The 16,215-nt window shown below is 58.7% G+C and carries 16 protein-coding genes and 4 tRNA genes; 8 read left to right on the top strand and 12 right to left on the bottom strand.

Translation table 11 applies throughout. The features are described 5' to 3' along the window. Positions 1-69: 69 nt before the first annotated feature. The 3 genes from SOP97_RS15455 to SOP97_RS15445 all read right to left on the bottom strand — a co-directional run bounded on the left by SOP97_RS15455 (position 70) and on the right by SOP97_RS15445 (position 2,675). The gene (locus SOP97_RS15455) at positions 70-849 is read right to left on the bottom strand and encodes an ABC transporter permease (protein WP_322950050.1); all 780 of its coding nucleotides are present in this window, start codon (positions 847-849) and stop codon (positions 70-72) included. Positions 850-860: 11 nt separating this feature from the next. Next, on the bottom strand, positions 861-1,793 hold the full coding sequence (locus tag SOP97_RS15450; RefSeq protein ID WP_274089527.1) for an ABC transporter ATP-binding protein: 933 nt from the start codon (positions 1,791-1,793) through the stop codon (positions 861-863). A gap of 222 nt (positions 1,794-2,015) precedes the next feature. Continuing rightward, positions 2,016-2,675, bottom strand: coding sequence for a transglutaminase-like domain-containing protein (locus SOP97_RS15445; RefSeq protein ID WP_322950049.1), 660 nt, complete (start codon positions 2,673-2,675; stop codon positions 2,016-2,018). Positions 2,676-2,826: 151 nt separating this feature from the next. Between SOP97_RS15445 and SOP97_RS15440 the strand changes: the two genes are divergently transcribed. Beyond that, positions 2,827-5,274, top strand: coding sequence for an acyl-CoA dehydrogenase (locus SOP97_RS15440; RefSeq protein ID WP_322950017.1), 2,448 nt, complete (start codon positions 2,827-2,829; stop codon positions 5,272-5,274). A gap of 75 nt (positions 5,275-5,349) precedes the next feature. Next, entirely contained in the window at positions 5,350-5,760 is a 411-nt protein-coding gene (locus SOP97_RS15435; RefSeq protein WP_322950016.1) for a PA2817 family protein, read from the top strand. A 110-nt stretch (positions 5,761-5,870) separates the two neighbouring features. Here the strand turns inward: SOP97_RS15435 and SOP97_RS15430 are convergent. The 4 genes from SOP97_RS15430 to SOP97_RS15415 all read right to left on the bottom strand — a co-directional run bounded on the left by SOP97_RS15430 (position 5,871) and on the right by SOP97_RS15415 (position 6,281). Further along, positions 5,871-5,946, bottom strand: a tRNA-Gly gene (locus SOP97_RS15430). Between the two features lie 27 nt (positions 5,947-5,973). Beyond that, positions 5,974-6,049 (bottom strand) — tRNA-Glu (locus SOP97_RS15425). A 42-nt stretch (positions 6,050-6,091) separates the two neighbouring features. Beyond that, a tRNA-Gly gene (locus SOP97_RS15420) sits at positions 6,092-6,167 on the bottom strand. A gap of 38 nt (positions 6,168-6,205) precedes the next feature. Beyond that, positions 6,206-6,281: transfer RNA gene (locus tag SOP97_RS15415), tRNA-Glu, on the bottom strand. A 222-nt stretch (positions 6,282-6,503) separates the two neighbouring features. On the opposite strand from SOP97_RS15415, the gene SOP97_RS15410 reads away from it, so the two are divergent. Then, entirely contained in the window at positions 6,504-7,271 is a 768-nt protein-coding gene (locus SOP97_RS15410) for a hypothetical protein (protein ID WP_274089523.1), read from the top strand. A 52-nt stretch (positions 7,272-7,323) separates the two neighbouring features. Next, a complete protein-coding gene (locus SOP97_RS15405; protein WP_322950013.1) occupies positions 7,324-7,986 on the top strand; it encodes a glutathione S-transferase family protein in 663 nt (220 codons plus the stop codon). A 58-nt stretch (positions 7,987-8,044) separates the two neighbouring features. On the opposite strand, the gene SOP97_RS15400 is transcribed toward SOP97_RS15405, so the two are convergent. Both SOP97_RS15400 and SOP97_RS15395 read right to left on the bottom strand, forming a co-directional pair. After that, entirely contained in the window at positions 8,045-8,527 is a 483-nt protein-coding gene (locus tag SOP97_RS15400) for a GAF domain-containing protein (RefSeq protein WP_322950010.1), read from the bottom strand. Further along, the gene (locus SOP97_RS15395) at positions 8,520-9,413 is read right to left on the bottom strand and encodes an ATP-binding protein (RefSeq protein ID WP_322950008.1); all 894 of its coding nucleotides are present in this window, start codon (positions 9,411-9,413) and stop codon (positions 8,520-8,522) included. Before SOP97_RS15395 ends, SOP97_RS15400 begins: the two co-directional genes overlap by 8 nt. Before the next feature lie 98 nt (positions 9,414-9,511). Here SOP97_RS15395 and SOP97_RS15390 point away from each other — a divergent pair, with 98 nt between their 5' ends. Next, positions 9,512-11,824, top strand: coding sequence for a hybrid sensor histidine kinase/response regulator (locus SOP97_RS15390; protein ID WP_274089519.1), 2,313 nt, complete (start codon positions 9,512-9,514; stop codon positions 11,822-11,824). Here the strand turns inward: SOP97_RS15390 and SOP97_RS15385 are convergent. From SOP97_RS15385 to msrB, 3 genes are all read right to left on the bottom strand, one after another. After that, positions 11,800-12,273, bottom strand: a complete 474-nt coding sequence (locus tag SOP97_RS15385; protein WP_274089518.1) for a MarR family winged helix-turn-helix transcriptional regulator — start codon at positions 12,271-12,273, stop codon at positions 11,800-11,802. The genes SOP97_RS15390 and SOP97_RS15385 overlap by 25 nt on opposite strands. Next, positions 12,270-12,755: a glutathione peroxidase gene (locus SOP97_RS15380; RefSeq protein ID WP_274089517.1), complete on the bottom strand. Its 486-nt coding sequence runs from the start codon at positions 12,753-12,755 to the stop codon at positions 12,270-12,272. The genes SOP97_RS15385 and SOP97_RS15380 overlap by 4 nt, the downstream gene beginning before the upstream one ends. A 125-nt stretch (positions 12,756-12,880) precedes the next feature. Continuing rightward, positions 12,881-13,282: a peptide-methionine (R)-S-oxide reductase MsrB gene (msrB, locus tag SOP97_RS15375; protein WP_322950005.1), complete on the bottom strand. Its 402-nt coding sequence runs from the start codon at positions 13,280-13,282 to the stop codon at positions 12,881-12,883. 241 nt (positions 13,283-13,523) lie between these two features. On the opposite strand from msrB, the gene SOP97_RS15370 reads away from it, so the two are divergent. The 3 genes from SOP97_RS15370 (at position 13,524) to htpX (ending at position 16,213) form a co-directional block, all read left to right on the top strand. Beyond that, positions 13,524-14,735 (top strand): pyridoxal phosphate-dependent aminotransferase, encoded by a 1,212-nt coding sequence (locus SOP97_RS15370; RefSeq protein ID WP_274089515.1) that lies wholly within the window; start codon positions 13,524-13,526, stop codon positions 14,733-14,735. Between the two features lie 4 nt (positions 14,736-14,739). Continuing rightward, positions 14,740-15,192 (top strand): hypothetical protein, encoded by a 453-nt coding sequence (locus tag SOP97_RS15365; protein WP_322950003.1) that lies wholly within the window; start codon positions 14,740-14,742, stop codon positions 15,190-15,192. Positions 15,193-15,340: 148 nt separating this feature from the next. Beyond that, positions 15,341-16,213 carry a protease HtpX gene (gene htpX, locus SOP97_RS15360; protein WP_274089513.1) on the top strand — a complete coding sequence of 291 codons (873 nt, stop codon included), beginning with the start codon at positions 15,341-15,343 and terminating at the stop codon, positions 16,211-16,213. Positions 16,214-16,215: the final 2 nt, after the last annotated feature.

The following is a 16,215-nucleotide window of genomic DNA, read 5'->3' as shown; positions in this document are numbered from 1 at the left end:
TGAGTCTAACGGCCGAGCCGGGCAGATCAGCCGTTAAAACTGTTTCCCCATATTTGCGCCTGCGTCTTGCTACTGACGCATACCCCGGCCACTCACCAGCAGACGGATACACACGCCGTAAAGCACCGCGGTGGCCACCAGCATAAAGCTGATCGCCACACCGATACGGATATCCGAGACCCCAAGAATGCCGTAACGGAAGGCGTTAACCATGTGCAACACCGGGTTGGCCAGCGATACCGTCTGCCAGAACGGCGGCAGCAGGCTGATCGAGTAGAACACCCCGCCCAGGTAGGTCAGCGGCGTCAGCACAAAGGTCGGAATGATCGAAATGTCATCAAAGTTGCGCGCAAACACTGCGTTGATAAAGCCACCGAGGGAGAAGATGGTCGCGGTCAACAGCACCACCAACACCGTCACGCCCAAGTGATGCACCTGCAGCTTGGTGAAGAACATCGACAGCATGGTGACGATAAAGCCCACCGCCAGACCGCGCAGCACACCGCCGATCACATAGCCGGTGAGGATGATGTGCGGCGACACCGGCGAGACCATCAGCTCCTCGATGGAGCGCTGGAACTTGCTGCCAAAGAAGCTCGACACCACGTTGCCGTAGGAGTTGGTGATCACCGACATCATGATCAGCCCCGGCACGATGTACTCCATGTAGGTGAAGCCGCCCATGTCGCCGATCTGCCGACCAATCAGGTTGCCGAAGATCACGAAGTACAAAACCATGGTGATCGCTGGCGGCAGCAGGGTTTGCGGCCAGATGCGGGTGAAACGGCGAATCTCGCGGTAAACGATGGTGCGCAGGGCCACCATATTGGCGGCCAGCTCTGAGTTCAGATAAGTCGTGCTCATGCCGCGCCTCCTGCCAGGTTCTTCTCTACCAGAGACACGAACAGCTCCTCCAGGCGATTGGTTTTGTTGCGCAGGCTGAGCACCTCAATGTTCTGCAGGGCCAGCTGGCGGAACAACTCGGTAATGCCCTGGCTTTTGTCCACCTGCACCTCAAGGGTGTGGTGGTCCAGCAGCTGCGCCGCGTAGCCAACCAGTTGCGGCGGCACCAGCAAGGACTCCTTCAGATCAAGCAGGAAGGTTTCTACATGCAGGGTCTTGAGCAGGTCCTTCATGCTGGTGTTCTCGACAATCCGGCCGTGGTCGATGATGCCGATATTGCGGCACAACTGCTCGGCCTCTTCCAGGTAATGCGTGGTCAGAATGATGGTGATGCCCTGCTGGTTCAGCTCGGTGAGAAAGCTCCACATCGAGCGGCGCAGTTCGATGTCGACCCCAGCGGTTGGCTCATCGAGGATCAGCAAGCGCGGCTGATGCACCAGCGCGCGAGCAATCATCAGACGCCGCTTCATGCCGCCAGACAACTCGCGCGACGGCACGTTGTGCTTACCCCACAGACCGAGCTGATTGAGGTATTGCTCGGCACGCTCCTTGGCGATTTTCGCGGGGATGCCGTAATAGCCGGCCTGGGTCACGACGATGTCGAAGGCCTTTTCAAACTGGTTGAAGTTGAATTCCTGCGGCACCACACCCAGGCAGCGCTTGAGCGCCGAGGGCTGTTTATCAAGGTCGTGACCAAACACATTCACTGTGCCACTGCTTTTGGTTACGAGGGTCGAGAGAATGCCAATGGTGGTGGATTTGCCGGCACCGTTGGGGCCGAGCAAGGCGAAAAAATCGCCCTCCGCCACATCCAGATCGATGCCGTGTAATGCTTGAAAGCCGTTGCCGTAAGTCTTGGTCAACTGGCGAATAGACAGAGCGGTACTCATAAAAATGCGCGCACCTGATAAATAGAAGAAATATAAGAGGAGGCTGCGCTACGCAGCGCAAAGCTGCCCAAGTCTAGCGCCTGGACGCTCTCTATCGCAGCCCTTTACGGGAATACTGATACGCCCGAGGCTGGCAACAGCCTACCAGTGCCGGCGGCGGAATAAACCCGAGCATTTGCGATGGTGCCTATCAGGGCTATCGATACCTCAAGCTGTTTGCACTCAAGACGAAGCCACTTCAGCAGCAAAATCCCCATCGATCGACACCCCCTGCTCGCTAAACAGGTGCGGGTAACAAACCGCCAAATGCTCGAAGAACAGTTGCTCCGGTACATCGGCAAATTGCCCGTGGTCACACAGGTACTCCATGTAACGCTCACCCTGCTGGTTAAACGGGTGGAACACGCTATCAGTGCGGCCATCAAACTCCAGCGTCGCCACATTAAACAGCTGACACAGTGCCTGATTGAACGCCGGCGTGGCCTTGACCCAGCGACCATCCAAGTACAGCTCCGTATAGCCATGCATGGCGAAGACGTCACTGCGCAGCATTTCCAGCAGGCGCTCAGTGGCCAGATGGTTGCGTACATCGGCCAGGCCAATACGCGCGGGGATACCACAATGCCGGGCGCAGGCGGCAAGCAAGACGGCCTTGGGCACGCAGTAACTTTCCCGCGCCAGCAGTGCGCTGCTGGCTTTTAGGGTTTCAGGATCACGGCTGAACACATAAGGGTTGTAACGCACCTCATCGCGCACGGCGTAGTACAGGCTGACGGCCTGCTCGCGCGGGTCGCGACTGGCCCCACGGAACTTTTCTGCGAACTCCACCAGCGCTGGGTGGTCACTATCGATGAAGCGGCCGGGGTCGAGGTATTCACGCATCGGGGTTTCTCCATGGCTGAGGAACCAGTCTAGCGACGCGAGACCGGCCAATGTCACGACGATTCGGCCAAGCTCACCGCTCTTGTCGCCATCCATGGCGACTATGCTCATGATGGTGCTTGAACTACATCATCATCACGGAGGATTCTGCATGCTCGCTCTCTGGTTGCTCGCCCTGCTAATTGGCACGGCCTTTCTCGCTCACCGCCGCTGTGCGCCATTGCCTGCACTGGGCATAACGGCAGGTTTTCTGCTTGTGATGGGGCTCTTCAGCCACGCACCGACCTGGCTGATGGTTGTGTTGTGGCTGTTACTGCTCGCCGTCGCCGTACCCCTGCTGCTGCCGCAGCAACGCCGCAGCCTGCTCAGCGCGCCACTGTTCAAGTGGCTCAAGCAAACCCTGCCGCCGATGTCGGCCACCGAACGCGACGCCATCGAAGCCGGCACCGTGTGGTGGGATGGCGAGCTGTTTAGCGGCCGCCCGGATTGGGACACCCTGCTCGCCTACCCCAAGGCACAACTCACTGAAGAAGAACAGGCCTTCATCGACGGCCCGACAGAAGAACTCTGCGCCATGGTCAGTGACTGGCAGATCGGCCAGCAAATGGACCTGCCCGCCGAGGCCTGGGCGCATATCAAGAAACACGGCTTTTTTGCCCTGATCATCCCTAAGCAATATGGCGGCAAAGGCTTCTCCGCCTACGCCCACTCGCAAGTGGCGATGAAATTGGCCACCCGCTCCGGCGACCTGGCCTCCACCGTGATGGTGCCCAACTCCCTCGGCCCAGCTGAACTGCTGATGCACTACGGCACCGACGCCCAGCGTGACCATTACCTGCCGCGCCTGGCCAGCGGCGAAGACATCCCCTGCTTTGCCCTGACCGGCCCACTGGCAGGTTCTGACGCGGGCGCGATGCCGGACACCGGGATCATCTGCAAAGGCCAATGGCAAGGTGAGGAAGTCATCGGCCTGCGCCTGAATTGGGAAAAGCGCTACATCACCCTCGGCCCGGTCGCGACCCTGCTCGGCCTGGCATTCAAAGCCTACGACCCCGAGCACCTGCTGGGTAAAGAGGAAGACCTGGGCATCACCCTGGCCCTGGTGCCCACCGACACACCGGGCGTAGAAATCGGCCGTCGCCACCTGCCGCTCGGCGCTGCCTTTATGAATGGCCCGAACGCCGGCAAGGATGTGTTTATCCCGCTGGATTACCTGATTGGTGGCAAGGAGATGCTCGGCAAGGGCTGGATGATGCTGATGAACTGCCTGTCCGTTGGCCGCTCGATCTCCCTGCCCGCAGTCGGCACCGGGGCGGCCAAGTTCACCAGCCTGACCACCGGCCAGTACAGCCAGATCCGCGAGCAGTTCAACGTGCCACTGGCCGCCTTCGAAGGCATTCAGGAAGCATTGGCGCGTATCGGTGGTAACGCCTGGTTGATGGACAGCGCACGCATCCTCACCGCCAACGCGGTAGACCTGGGCGAGAAGCCCTCTGTGCTCTCGGCCATCCTCAAATACCACCTGACCGAACGCGGCCGCGAATGCATCAGTCACGCCATGGATGTGCACGGCGGTAAAGGCATCATCATGGGTCCGAACAACTACCTGGCGCGCTCCTGGCAAGGTGCGCCGATCTTCATCACCGTAGAGGGCGCGAATATTCTCTCGCGCAACTTGATGATCTTTGGCCAAGGCGCGATTCGCTGCCATCCCTATGTACTCAAGGAAATGGCCCTGGCCAACCATGAGGATCAAGATCAGGCCTTGCACGAGTTTGATGGGCTGCTACTGCAACATATCGGCTTTGCTGTGAGCAACGCCGCCAGCAGCCTACTGCTCAGCCTGGGTTTTGGCGTCTTTAGCCAGGTGCCAGGGGATAGCGTCAGCCGCCCCTACTTCCGTGCCCTCAATCGCCTGGCAGCCTCGTTTGCCCTGCTCGCGGACACCAGCATGATGATCCTCGGCGGTGAACTGAAACGCCGCGAGCGCCTGTCTGCGCGCTTGGGTGATGTACTCAGTCACCTCTATCTGGCTTCAGCAGCGCTCAAGCGCTACCACGACCTCGGCTACCCAGAGCATTCGCAACCGATGCTGCGCTGGGCCATGGAAGAAAGCCTGAACAAGGCCGAACAGGCACTGGAAGAACTGCTCAGTAATTTCCCCAACAAGCTGCTGGGTTGCACGCTGCGCCTGTTGGTATTGCCGCTGGGACGTCGCCACAAAGGTCCGAGTGATGAACTGGATGCGCAAGTCGCCGCCATTACCGGTCGCAACAGCGGTGACCCGGCACTCGAGGAATTGCTCGAAGGCTGCTACCGCCCACACGCCGAGCAGGACCCGGTGGGGGCTCTGCAATATGCGATGAACCTGCTGCAGGACACACAACCCCTGCAGAAGAAGCTGCACAAAGCCGTCAAGGCAGGCCAGGTGCAAGAGCCACCCGGGCAAAGCCTGATTGATGCCGCGCTGGCTGCTGGCGTTCTCAGCCCTGAGGAGGCACACAGCCTGCAACAAGCAGAAGCGGCGCGCCGTATGGTGATCGATGTCGATGACTTTGCCAAGGACGAGTTGACCCTCAGCCCTGGCAAGGTGCGCTAGGGATACACCTCAATCAGGACAGCGGGCGGCGCCGGGCTTATACTGCGCCGCCCGTTTTACCTACAGGATTGCCTCATGGCCAACGTTCACATCGACCACCACCTCGCCCTGCTCCAGCACCTGCGCACCATCCTGGTGGCCCTGGGCGAAGCCGAGCAAATTCTCGATGACAGCCACGCCATGTACCTAGAGCGCTACGATGAGTTGCTCAGCGATCTACCTGAAGACCCCGAAGCCAGCCTCTACCTCGGCCAGGACCTGATCAGCCAGATCTTCCAGCGCTACCCGCAAATCGCCCACTTGGTGCCCCGCGACCTGCTGTGGTTCTTTGGCGGTGACTGCTTGCACTTTATGCCAGATGAAGAAATCGAGATGTACCAGACGCTTGAAGAGCGCCGCTTCTACGCCGCAGAAAACGACGAGCCCTTCGACTGGAACCAGGAAAAGCAGTTGCTAGCGATGCCTGCCCAGGGCGGCACGCACTAAGCCGCTACCAGCAACAAAAAGCCCGTACGGCATCACCGGCGGGCTTTTTTATACGCAGCAAAAATAACAGACACAAAAAAGCCGCTCAGTGAGCGGCTTTTTCGTTTATTTGGAGCGGGAAACGAGACTCGAACTCGCGACCCCGACCTTGGCAAGGTCGTGCTCTACCAACTGAGCTATTCCCGCAATTACAGCATGTAGCAACAACAAAAATGGCGTCCCCTAGGGGACTCGAACCCCTGTTACCGCCGTGAAAGGGCGGTGTCCTAGGCCACTAGACGAAGGGGACCTGGAACTTTTCGAAACCCTGCCTGAGCAGAATTTCTTAATTTGGAGCGGGAAACGAGACTCGAACTCGCGACCCCGACCTTGGCAAGGTCGTGCTCTACCAACTGAGCTATTCCCGCATACAACTTGGTTTTAAGCAGCACACCTCTTAAAGAAGTGGCGTCCCCTAGGGGACTCGAACCCCTGTTACCGCCGTGAAAGGGCGGTGTCCTAGGCCACTAGACGAAGGGGACGCAGCCCGGAAACTACAACTTCTATCCGGCTTCTAAACGCTTTGCTGTTTGGCATTGCGCTATGAAGTGGCGCGCATTCTATTGAGCCTTTGCAGGCCCGTCAACCTCAATGTAAAAAATTTTATAAATCAAAGACTTCAGCTGCAAAAACACCGCTGCTCTATGAGCCTCACCGCTAAGGCACTACACTCGGCCAATACCGGTAATCGAGAGACTGCACCCATGTCCCCACTCGTGATTACCATATTGATTGTTTCTGGCATCGGTCTGTTGATCATCATTGCCTACATCAATCATATGGTCGAGAACAACAAACTGGAGAAGGCGCGCATCAAGGCCGACCTCAATGATCGCTTGCGCCGCAGCACCGACCTCGCTGAAACCCTCCCAGGCCAGCTGATGACGCCCGCACTGAAGTTACTGCTGAGCCGCCTGCAACTGCACTTCAGTGAACGCATGCTGCAGCTGGAGAAAGGCAATAGCACCCTCAAAGCGCGCACTGAAGAGCTGCGTAAGCTGATCGCCCAGGGCGAGTCGATTCCCGTCAACAACCCGCCGCAACCCATCATTAATGAAGCCAAGGCCAAGGATGTGCGTTTCCAGCTGGAGAACCTGCATGGCCAGCTCACCCGTTGCGCCAAAGACGGCATTATCCCCAGCAACGATGCTAAGCACTGGCTGAAAGAAGTACGGCACATGCTGACCCAGGTGCATATCGAGTTTTTTGGCAACCTTGGCCAACAAGCCTTGCAAAAGAACCAGCCCGGCCAGGCACGCCTAGCATTTGAGCGGGGCGTACAGTACCTGCGCAAACAACCTGACCCAGCCCCTTACCAAGCCACCCTGAAGAAATTCCAAGAACAGCTCGACCGCGCCAATGCCATGGTGCTGGAAACCAGCACACCTGCTGCCGAGCAGCCCAGCGAACTAGACGCCGGTTTGGAATCGCTGGGCGAGAACGAATGGAAGAAGAACAACATCTACGATTAACCCACTCCGGCGCGCAGCCAGTGCGCTAACGCCCTGCTAACGAGAGCCACACATGAGCCTGACTGTTTACGGTGCCCCCCTGTCGCCCTACGTCCGCAAAGTCCGCCTGCTGCTCGCTGAAAAGGCCTTGGACTATCAACTTGAAATCGTCCTGCCGTTCGCTCAACCCGACTGGTTTAAAGACCTGAACCCACTGGCGCGCATTCCTGCACTCAAAGACGGCGAACAGACCCTCGCTGACTCCAGCGTCATTTGCCAATACCTCGACGAGAAACATCCAGAACGCCCAAGCCTGCTCGGGGAAAATGCCGCACAACGCGCTCAGGTACGCTGGCTGGAAAAATATGCCGATTACGAGCTGGCACCGCTATGCACCTTCACCGTATTTCGCAATCGGGTCTTGAAGCCAAGCATGGGCAAGAGCAGCGACGAGGCCGCCGTCCACAAAGCAATGCATGAGCAGCTCCCGCCTCATTTCGACTACCTAGAGAAAACCCTCGGGGCAGCCGAATACCTAGCCGGCGACAGCCTAACCCTGGCCGACCTGGCCCTCACCTGCCAACTCATTAACATGCAACACGGTGGTGAGCAGCTCGACGCCGAACGCTGGCCCAACCTGAGCGCGCATTACGCGCGAATCAAGGCGCGCGCCTCGGTGCAGGGCGTCTTGCCGAGCGAACAGAAGATGCTCGCCAAGATGACCGTAAAAGCCTAAACGCCAGCCTCAGACAGCAAAAAGCCCGGCCAAGCCGGGCTTTTTTACTTGCGCCGACTCAACAATCGGTGAGTTCGACAAATACCTCTGCCAAGCGCTCGATACCCGCCTGATCCGCCGCACTAAAGCGCGCCAGCGATGGGCTGTCGAGATCCAGCACAGCAAACAACCGCTCGCCCTTGAACAGCGGTACCACCAACTCGCTATTGGAGGCGCTGTCGCAGGCGATATGCCCGGCAAAGGCATGTACATCGTCGACCCGCTGCGTGTTCCCGCTCGCCGCTGCGACGCCGCAGACACCGCGACCAAAGGGGATCCGTACGCAAGCCACGTTACCCTGGAAAGGCCCGAGCACCAGTTCCTCGCCCCGCACCAGGTAGAAGCCGGCCCAATTCAGGTCGCCAATTTGCTGGAACAAAAACGCAGAAAATTGCGCCGCATTGGCAATAAAGTCACGCTCACCGGCCAGTAGAGCCTGTAGCTGCGCAGCAAGAAACGGGTAGTCATCGAGCCCCTGCTCGCTTGGTTGTAGCTCAATCATCAGTCTTACTCAGTAATTGCAGTCCTACCCAGTCACGGGCAAATTGATAAGCGCAGCGGCCGTTGCGGTTACCGCGGCCCAGTGCCCAGCGAATCGCTGCCTTCTCTAGCGCTTCATCCCACTGCCAGCTCAGGCCAGCATGGGCAGCGTGCACCTCAACCCAGTGGCGCACGACGTCAAGGAAGTGCTCCTGAGTAAATGGATAGAAGGACAGCCACAGCCCGAAGCGATCGGACAATGCGATCTTGTCCTCCACGGCCTCATTGGGGTGCAACTCGCCATCCACCCGCTGCCAGTTTTCGTTATCACTCTGGTTTTCCGGTACCAGATGCCGACGGTTGGAGGTCGCGTACAGCAACACATTGTCCGGCGCACGCTCCAGGGAGCCGTCGAGCACGGTTTTCAGCATGCGGTAATCGCCCTCACCCGCCTCGAATGACAGATCATCGCAGAACAGCACAAAACGCTGCGGCAACTCGCTCAACTGCTCGACGATACGCGGCAGGTCAGCCAGATGATCACGTTCGATCTCAATCAAGCGCAGCCCTGCTGCCGCATGCTCAGCCAACAGCGCGCGAACCAACGATGACTTGCCGGTGCCTCGGGCACCCCAGAGCAACGCATGGTTGGCTGGTAGCCCCTGAATAAACTGCTGGGTGTTGCGCGCTAATTGGGCACGCTGGCGATCCACCCCGATCAAATCATCCAGGCGCACATCCAGATTGACCCTGAGGGGCGCTAGAAAGCCGCTGCGCCCGTCGTGCTGCCAACGTGCGGCCAGACTCTGCTGCCAATCGATCACCGGCCGCTGCGCCGGCAATATTGGCTCCAGTCGGGCCAACACCGCATCGGCACGCACTAAAAAATCACTTAAACGCGAATCCACAACACACTCCAGGGTTTTCGAGCGACTTAACCACTGCCGACTGGCAAAGCAGATGGGCTATGCTTGGCAAGCAACTCAACACGAGACAACCGGCTCATATGGATATAGCGCTAACCCAACGCCTGTCATTCAAACAGGCCGGCTTGACCGTGTTGGTAGCCTTTATCCTCGGCACGACGCTCAGCTTTTTCCAAGTGGGCATCGATTATGCCAGCGAAGATGCTTCCATCAACCGTGAGATTAATGCGCTGATGGAAATCAGCCATAACCCTGCGGCACGTATCGCCTACAACATCGACGCCGAGCTGGCCCAAGAATTGGTGCTGGGCCTGTTGCGCTCACCCGCAGTAATCAGCGCGCAAATCATCGATAACAACCAGCTAACCCTCGCCCGCGTCAGCCGGCCCGCGATGGAAAGCCGCTACCGGGCAATCAGCGATTTTATCTTCGGCCCACGCCGACACTTCGAGACGGCGCTATTTGTCAGCCACTCGCCCACCGAGGCGCTGGGGCTACTGAGCCTTGAAGTGGACACCTATGCATTTGGCAGCCACTTCCTGCGCCGCTCTCTGCTGACCCTGCTTACCGGATTCGCCCGCAGCCTGCTGCTGTCACTGATCCTCCTGGTACTGTTCTATTTCATGCTGACCAAGCCGCTGACCGGTTTTATCCGCGCACTCAGCGAGCGTGACTTGCGCAGCCCCCATCACAGCAAACTGCCCTACCCACCCGGCCACGAGCGCGATGAAATTGGCGTACTGGTCGACGTAACCAATCGGCAACTGGCTAGCATCGCCAGCGAAATAGAACAACGTCAACACGCCGAAGACCGCCTGACCCGCTACCTGGCCGAACTGGAAGACATGGTCTCGGCGCGCACCGAGCAACTGGAAGCTGCCAACAGTCGCCTGCTCGACTCCAACCGCGAGCTGGAGGCCGCCAAGCGCACGGCTCTGGACATGGCCCAGGCCCGCTCGGCCTTCCTGGCCAATATGAGCCACGAGATCCGCACCCCGCTCAACGGCTTACTGGGCATGCTGGCGCTGTCTCTGGATGGCCCACTGAACAACGAACAGCGTCAACAGCTTACGATCGCCCACAACTCCGGCAAGGTGCTGGTCGAGCTGCTCAACGACATTCTCGACCTGTCGAAATTTGAGGCCGGCCAGCTGGAACTCGAACACATCCCCTTTGATCTCGGCAGCATGGTCGAAGAAACCGCCAATCTGCTTTCGCAGAATGCCGCGCCAGGTGTTGAGCTGACCTGCCTGATCGACCCACGGTTGCCCACCCAGGTCCTGGGCGACCCCACCCGGGTTAGGCAGATCGTCAGCAACTTGCTGTCCAACGCCCTGAAATTTACCCGCGTTGGCCGCGTCGACATCAGCGTCAAGGCGCAGGCTGACGGCGTAAGGATCGTTGTGCGCGACACCGGTATTGGCATCGCCGAAGACGCTCAAACACGGATTTTCCATCCGTTTGCCCAAGCCGAAGTAGGCATCACTCGACAATTTGGTGGTACCGGCCTCGGCCTGGCCCTGACACGTCGCCTCTGCGAAGCGATGCACGGTCACCTCAGCCTGGAAACTCGGGAAGGCTTTGGCAGTACTTTCTGCGTCGAACTGCCGCTGCCCGCCCAAAGCAGCAGCGTCACCCCGCCAAAACTGCATGGGCGCATTCTCGGGCTCAGCCCAGCCAACTCCGGACTTAGCGAACAACTGGCAAGCGTATTGCCCAGCTGGGGGCTGCAGTATCAACATCTGGACGCCGACGCAGCCCTGGACAGGCTTGAGGCTGACTTGCTTATCAGCGATTGCCCGCAGCGCTTGAGTGAGCTGCGCGCACGCTCCGGCCTGCCGATTCTACTGGTCAGCGCCTATGGCAACTTTCTCAGCAACGAACAGGTGGCCGCACTCGCGCCCATCGAACAGCTCGCCCGCCCCTTGTCACGCCAGGCACTGCTGCAGGCCTTGCGCCGCACCCTCAGCCAAGGTGAAGCAGCCACCTTCGAACAACCCAGCGAGCTGCCACGCAACCGCCAGGCCCGCGTATTGCTGGTCGAAGATAATCCGGTCAATCAGCTGGTAGCCAAGGGCATGCTGGGCAAACTGGGTTACGACGTACTGCTGGCCCATCATGGCGCAGAAGCCCTGAGCCTACTGGAAACCCAGACGGTCGATTTGATCCTGATGGACTGCAACATGCCGGTTATGGATGGCTATGAAACCACCCGCAGGATTCGCCAGAAAGCCGGATTCACGGACCTGCCCATCATCGCCCTGACGGCCAACGCCCTGTCCGATGAGCGTGAGCGCTGCCGTGCGGCGGGCATGGACGACTACCTGGCCAAACCCTTCCGCAAGGATGAGCTCGCCGCCCTGCTCGATCAATGGTTAAGCACCATAAACTGATCGAGCAACACACCCACCTGGCTACGCAGCGCGGCGAGCGCATCAAGGTCAACACCACGCTCGCACAGCAGCTGGCTTTTCAGCGGCAGCACCTGCTCGCGCAAGCCGCAACCAGCCGGCGTCAACGCCAGGTGCACCTCACGCTCATCACTGGCCGAACGCTTGCGTTGCACCAAGCCTTGCAGCTCCAGGCGCTTGAGCAGCGGCGTGAGCGTGCCGGAGTCAAGCAGTAGGCGCTCACCCAGCGCCTTAACCGTTGGCAACGCCGGTGGCTGCTGCTGCCATTCCCACAACACCAGCATGGCCAGGTACTGCGGATAGGTCAGGCCGAGCTGGTCAAGCATCGGTTTGTAGGCGCGAATCACCGCCCGCGACGCCGCGTAGAGTTTGAAGCACAGCTGATTATCCAGCTGTAATCCTTCCTCTGCGTGCAGGCTAATCGGGGTCATTTCAGCAGCGCCTCGATCTCGGCAGTCAGGTCTTCAGGCTTGGTGGTGGGGGCAAAGCGCTTGATCACTTGGCCGTCGGCACTCAGTAGAAACTTGGTGAAGTTCCACTTGATGCCCTGGCTGCCGAGCAGACCTGGGGCACTCTTCTTCAGGTTAACGAACAAGGGATGGGCATCATCGCCATTGACGTCGACCTTTTTGAACAGCGGGAAGCTCACACCGAAGTTCAGCTCGCAGAACTCGCTGATTGCACCTTCATCGCCCGGTTCCTGCTTACCGAACTGGTTGCAAGGGAAGCCCAGCACCACCAACCCCTGGTCCTTGTACTGCTGCCAAACGTTTTCCAGGCCCTTGTACTGCGGGGTGAAACCGCACTTGCTCGCGGTATTAACCACCAGCACGGCCTTACCGCCGAAATCGGCCAGGGTCTTTTGCTCGCCCTTGATGGTGGTAACGGGAATATCGAAGAGTGCGTTGCTCATGCGGGTCGTCCTGATGAGTGGGTGTGCACGCAAGGTAGCGAGCAATTAGATTGCATGCAATTTAATTGCTAAAAATAAGGCCCGCTGATAGCGGGCCATAGGTGCATCGTTTATCTGCACGATGATCAGGCGCCGGCTTTAGCGACCAGCTTGAGCGATGCCGAATTGATGCAATAACGCAGCCCCGTAGGTGCCGGCCCATCCGGGAAGACATGCCCAAGGTGCGCGTCACACTTGGCACACTTGACCTCAATGCGGTGCATGCCGTGACTGAAATCATCCAGACTGGCGATCGCTTCACTGCTGACCGGCTGAAAGTAACTGGGCCAACCGCTGCCGGAATCGTATTTGGCATCCGAATCAAACAGCTCGGCCTGGCAGCAGGCGCAGTGGTAAATACCGGGCACCTTGCTGTCATGGTACTGGCCGCTAAAAGCGCGCTCAGTGCCGCCTAGGCGGCAAACGTGGAACTGCTCTTCGGAAAGCGTTTCACGCCAGTCTTCTAGGGGTTTTTCTAGCTTTTCCACAGCAGCTCTCCTCAATAGAAAATCGCCGGGAGCGATTTTTAATAGTCGCATCAAACGGCCAGAATGCAGGCCGTCATGGCACACAGGCCATAAAAAAGCCCAACCAGTACCTTTGCCAAGGTCGGGCTGGCACGTATCATTCGCCCCCAGTCTGTCACCGGCGTTACAAGCTGCCAAGGCTCGCCAGTTCGAGTCTTTTGCAGGGTAATTCAGCGGCGTTTCACCATTCGGGATTCCTTACATGCAGTTCAGCAAATCGAACAAGCTCGCCAACGTCTGCTACGACATCCGCGGGCCGGTGCTCAAGCACGCCAAACGCCTGGAGGAGGAAGGCCATCGCATCCTCAAGCTGAACATCGGCAACCCGGCGCCGTTCGGTTTCGAAGCGCCTGAGGAAATTTTGCAGGACGTGATCCGCAACCTGCCGACCGCACAAGGCTACAGCGACTCCAAAGGCCTGTTCAGTGCGCGCAAGGCGGTGATGCAGTACTACCAGCAAAAGCAGGTAGAAGGCGTTGGCATCGAGGACATCTACCTCGGCAACGGCGTCTCCGAGCTGATCGTGATGGCCATGCAGGCGCTCTTGAACAACGGCGATGAAGTGCTGATCCCGGCCCCGGATTACCCGCTGTGGACCGCCGCCGTGGCCCTGGCTGGCGGCAAACCGGTGCATTACCTGTGCGACGAACAAGCCGGCTGGTTCCCCGATATCGCCGACATGAAGGCCAAGATCACCCCGAACACCAAGGCCTTGGTGCTGATCAACCCGAACAACCCCACCGGTGCGGTGTACTCCAAAGAAGTGCTGATGGATATCGTCGAACTGGCGCGCCAGCACAACCTAGTGCTGTTCTCTGACGAGATCTACGACAAGATCCTCTACGACGAAGCCCAGCACATCTCCACCGCCTCGCTGGCCCCAGACGTGCTCTGCCTGACCTTCAATGGCCTGTCGAAATCCTACCGCGTAGCCGGCTTCCGTTCTGGCTGGGTGGCGATCTCCGGGCCCAAGCACCGTGCACAGAGCTACATCGAAGGCATCGACATCCTCGCCAACATGCGCCTGTGCGCCAACGTGCCGAGCCAGCATGCGATCCAGACTGCATTGGGCGGCTACCAGAGCATCAATGATCTAGTCCTGCCACAAGGCCGCCTGCTGGAGCAGCGCAACCGCACCTGGGAGCTGCTCAACGACATTCCAGGCGTAAGCTGCGTCAAACCTATGGGCGCGCTGTATGCCTTCCCGAAGATTGATCCGAAAATCTGCCCGATCCATAACGATGAGAAATTCGTTCTCGACCTGCTGCTCTCGGAAAAACTGCTGATCGTCCAGGGCACCGCGTTCAACTGGCCGTGGCCGGATCACTTCCGCGTAGTGACCCTGCCGCGCGTGGATGAGCTGGAAATGGCCATTGGCCGTATCGGCAACTTCCTTAAAACCTACCAGCAGTAAGCCCATGGACCTGCAGATCGACGACTTTTACAAGGATGCGGCCGCCGGCATGCTGACGCTGTATCAGGCATTTCCGAGCAAAGCCGCGCTGTATGTCGAAGACCTGATCGGCCGGGAAGAACCCGACGAATTCGGCCTGCCCACACCGCGTCATCAAAGCTGTCTGGGCGCGCTGCTGTGGTTGGCTGAAGAAGGCTACATCCGCTTCGACTCAACCATTGGCTACGATGCCTTGGACCAGGCCGTACTCAGCGAAAAGGGCTTTTTACGCCTAACACGCGGCGTACCCCATGCACTGCCAGCAGGCAACGCCCTGCCACCCAGCGTGCGCCGCGTACATGCCACCCTGGCGTTTCAACTGCGTGAAGCACTGGAGCAACGCCACGGCGAACGCGTCGCCCGCCTCACCCGCTTGCTGTTCGAAAGCACGCTTAATGGCGCAAGCGACATAGTTTGAAATAGTCGCCGGGTTGAAGTGGCAGGGGGCGCGCCCTTATATAGCCGACATAACTAATTAGCAGGCCGTTGGAAAGCCAGGCAAAGCAGCCAGAGCAAGGCTTTCCAGCGACCTAATAGGTATTTCCCATGAGGAGTCTCAATACACCATGATGCGCATTATGCTGTTCCTGGCCACCAACATTGCGGTGTTGATCATTGCCAGTATCACCTTGAAATTACTCGGGGTTGACCGCTTTACCGGGCAGAATTACGGCAGCTTGCTGATTTTCTGCGGCGTATTCGGTTTTGCCGGCTCGCTGGTCTCGCTCTTCCTGTCCAAATGGATGGCGAAGATGAGCACCAAGACCGAAATCATCACCCAACCGCGCACCCGTCATGAACAATGGCTGCTGCAGACCGTGGAAGAGCTGTCCCGCGAAGCCGGGATCAAGATGCCGGAAGTCGGCATTTTCCCAGCCTTCGAATCCAACGCCTTTGCCACCGGCTGGAACAAAAACGATGCGCTGGTAGCGGTTAGCCAAGGCTTGCTGGAACGCTTCTCGCCCGATGAAGTGCGCGCTGTTCTGGCCCACGAAATTGGTCACGTAGCCAACGGCGACATGGTCACCCTGGCGTTGATCCAGGGCGTGGTAAACACCTTTGTGATGTTCTTTGCACGGATCTTCGGCAACTTTGTCGATAAAGTGATCCTGAAAAACGAAGACGGCCCGGGCATTGGCTACTTCGTGGCGACCATCTTCGCTGAACTGGTACTCGGCATTCTGGCCAGCATCATCGTCATGTGGTTCTCGCGTAAGCGCGAATTCAAAGCTGACGACGCCGGTGCACGCCTAGCGGGCACTGGCGCCATGATCGCCGCCCTGCAGCGCCTACGCGCCGAACAGGAAGTGCCAGTCAATATGCCAAACAGCATGATGGCCTTCGGTATCAACGGTGGCCTCAAGAACGGCCTGGCTGGCCTGCTGATGACCCACCCGCCACTGGAAGAGCGTATCGAAGCCCTGCGCCAGCGCGGCTAAGC

Source organism: Pseudomonas spirodelae (assembly GCF_034653255.1).
GTDB classification, from domain to species: Bacteria; Pseudomonadota; Gammaproteobacteria; order Pseudomonadales; family Pseudomonadaceae; genus Aquipseudomonas; species Aquipseudomonas spirodelae.
The sequence above is the reverse complement of the archived record's forward strand: the minus strand, read 5'-3'. Positions and strand labels throughout refer to the sequence as shown.

What these genes read in the sequence shown, in the direction of transcription:
- SOP97_RS15400 (WP_322950010.1), bottom strand. Translation starts at nt 8,527, where the DNA reads ATGATTGAGCTACAACCAAGCGAGCAGGGGCTCGATGACTACCCGTTT.
- SOP97_RS15445 (WP_322950049.1), bottom strand. Translation starts at nt 2,675, where the DNA reads ATGCGTGAATACCTCGACCCCGGCCGCTTCATCGATAGTGACCACCCA.
- SOP97_RS15435 (WP_322950016.1), top strand. Translation starts at nt 5,350, where the DNA reads ATGGCCAACGTTCACATCGACCACCACCTCGCCCTGCTCCAGCACCTG.
- SOP97_RS15370 (WP_274089515.1), top strand. Translation starts at nt 13,524, where the DNA reads ATGCAGTTCAGCAAATCGAACAAGCTCGCCAACGTCTGCTACGACATC.
- htpX (WP_274089513.1), top strand. Translation starts at nt 15,341, where the DNA reads ATGATGCGCATTATGCTGTTCCTGGCCACCAACATTGCGGTGTTGATC.
- SOP97_RS15390 (WP_274089519.1), top strand. Translation starts at nt 9,512, where the DNA reads ATGGATATAGCGCTAACCCAACGCCTGTCATTCAAACAGGCCGGCTTG.
- SOP97_RS15440 (WP_322950017.1), top strand. Translation starts at nt 2,827, where the DNA reads ATGCTCGCTCTCTGGTTGCTCGCCCTGCTAATTGGCACGGCCTTTCTC.
- SOP97_RS15380 (WP_274089517.1), bottom strand. Translation starts at nt 12,755, where the DNA reads ATGAGCAACGCACTCTTCGATATTCCCGTTACCACCATCAAGGGCGAG.
- SOP97_RS15410 (WP_274089523.1), top strand. Translation starts at nt 6,504, where the DNA reads ATGTCCCCACTCGTGATTACCATATTGATTGTTTCTGGCATCGGTCTG.
- SOP97_RS15405 (WP_322950013.1), top strand. Translation starts at nt 7,324, where the DNA reads ATGAGCCTGACTGTTTACGGTGCCCCCCTGTCGCCCTACGTCCGCAAA.
- SOP97_RS15450 (WP_274089527.1), bottom strand. Translation starts at nt 1,793, where the DNA reads ATGAGTACCGCTCTGTCTATTCGCCAGTTGACCAAGACTTACGGCAAC.
- SOP97_RS15385 (WP_274089518.1), bottom strand. Translation starts at nt 12,273, where the DNA reads ATGACCCCGATTAGCCTGCACGCAGAGGAAGGATTACAGCTGGATAAT.
- SOP97_RS15365 (WP_322950003.1), top strand. Translation starts at nt 14,740, where the DNA reads ATGGACCTGCAGATCGACGACTTTTACAAGGATGCGGCCGCCGGCATG.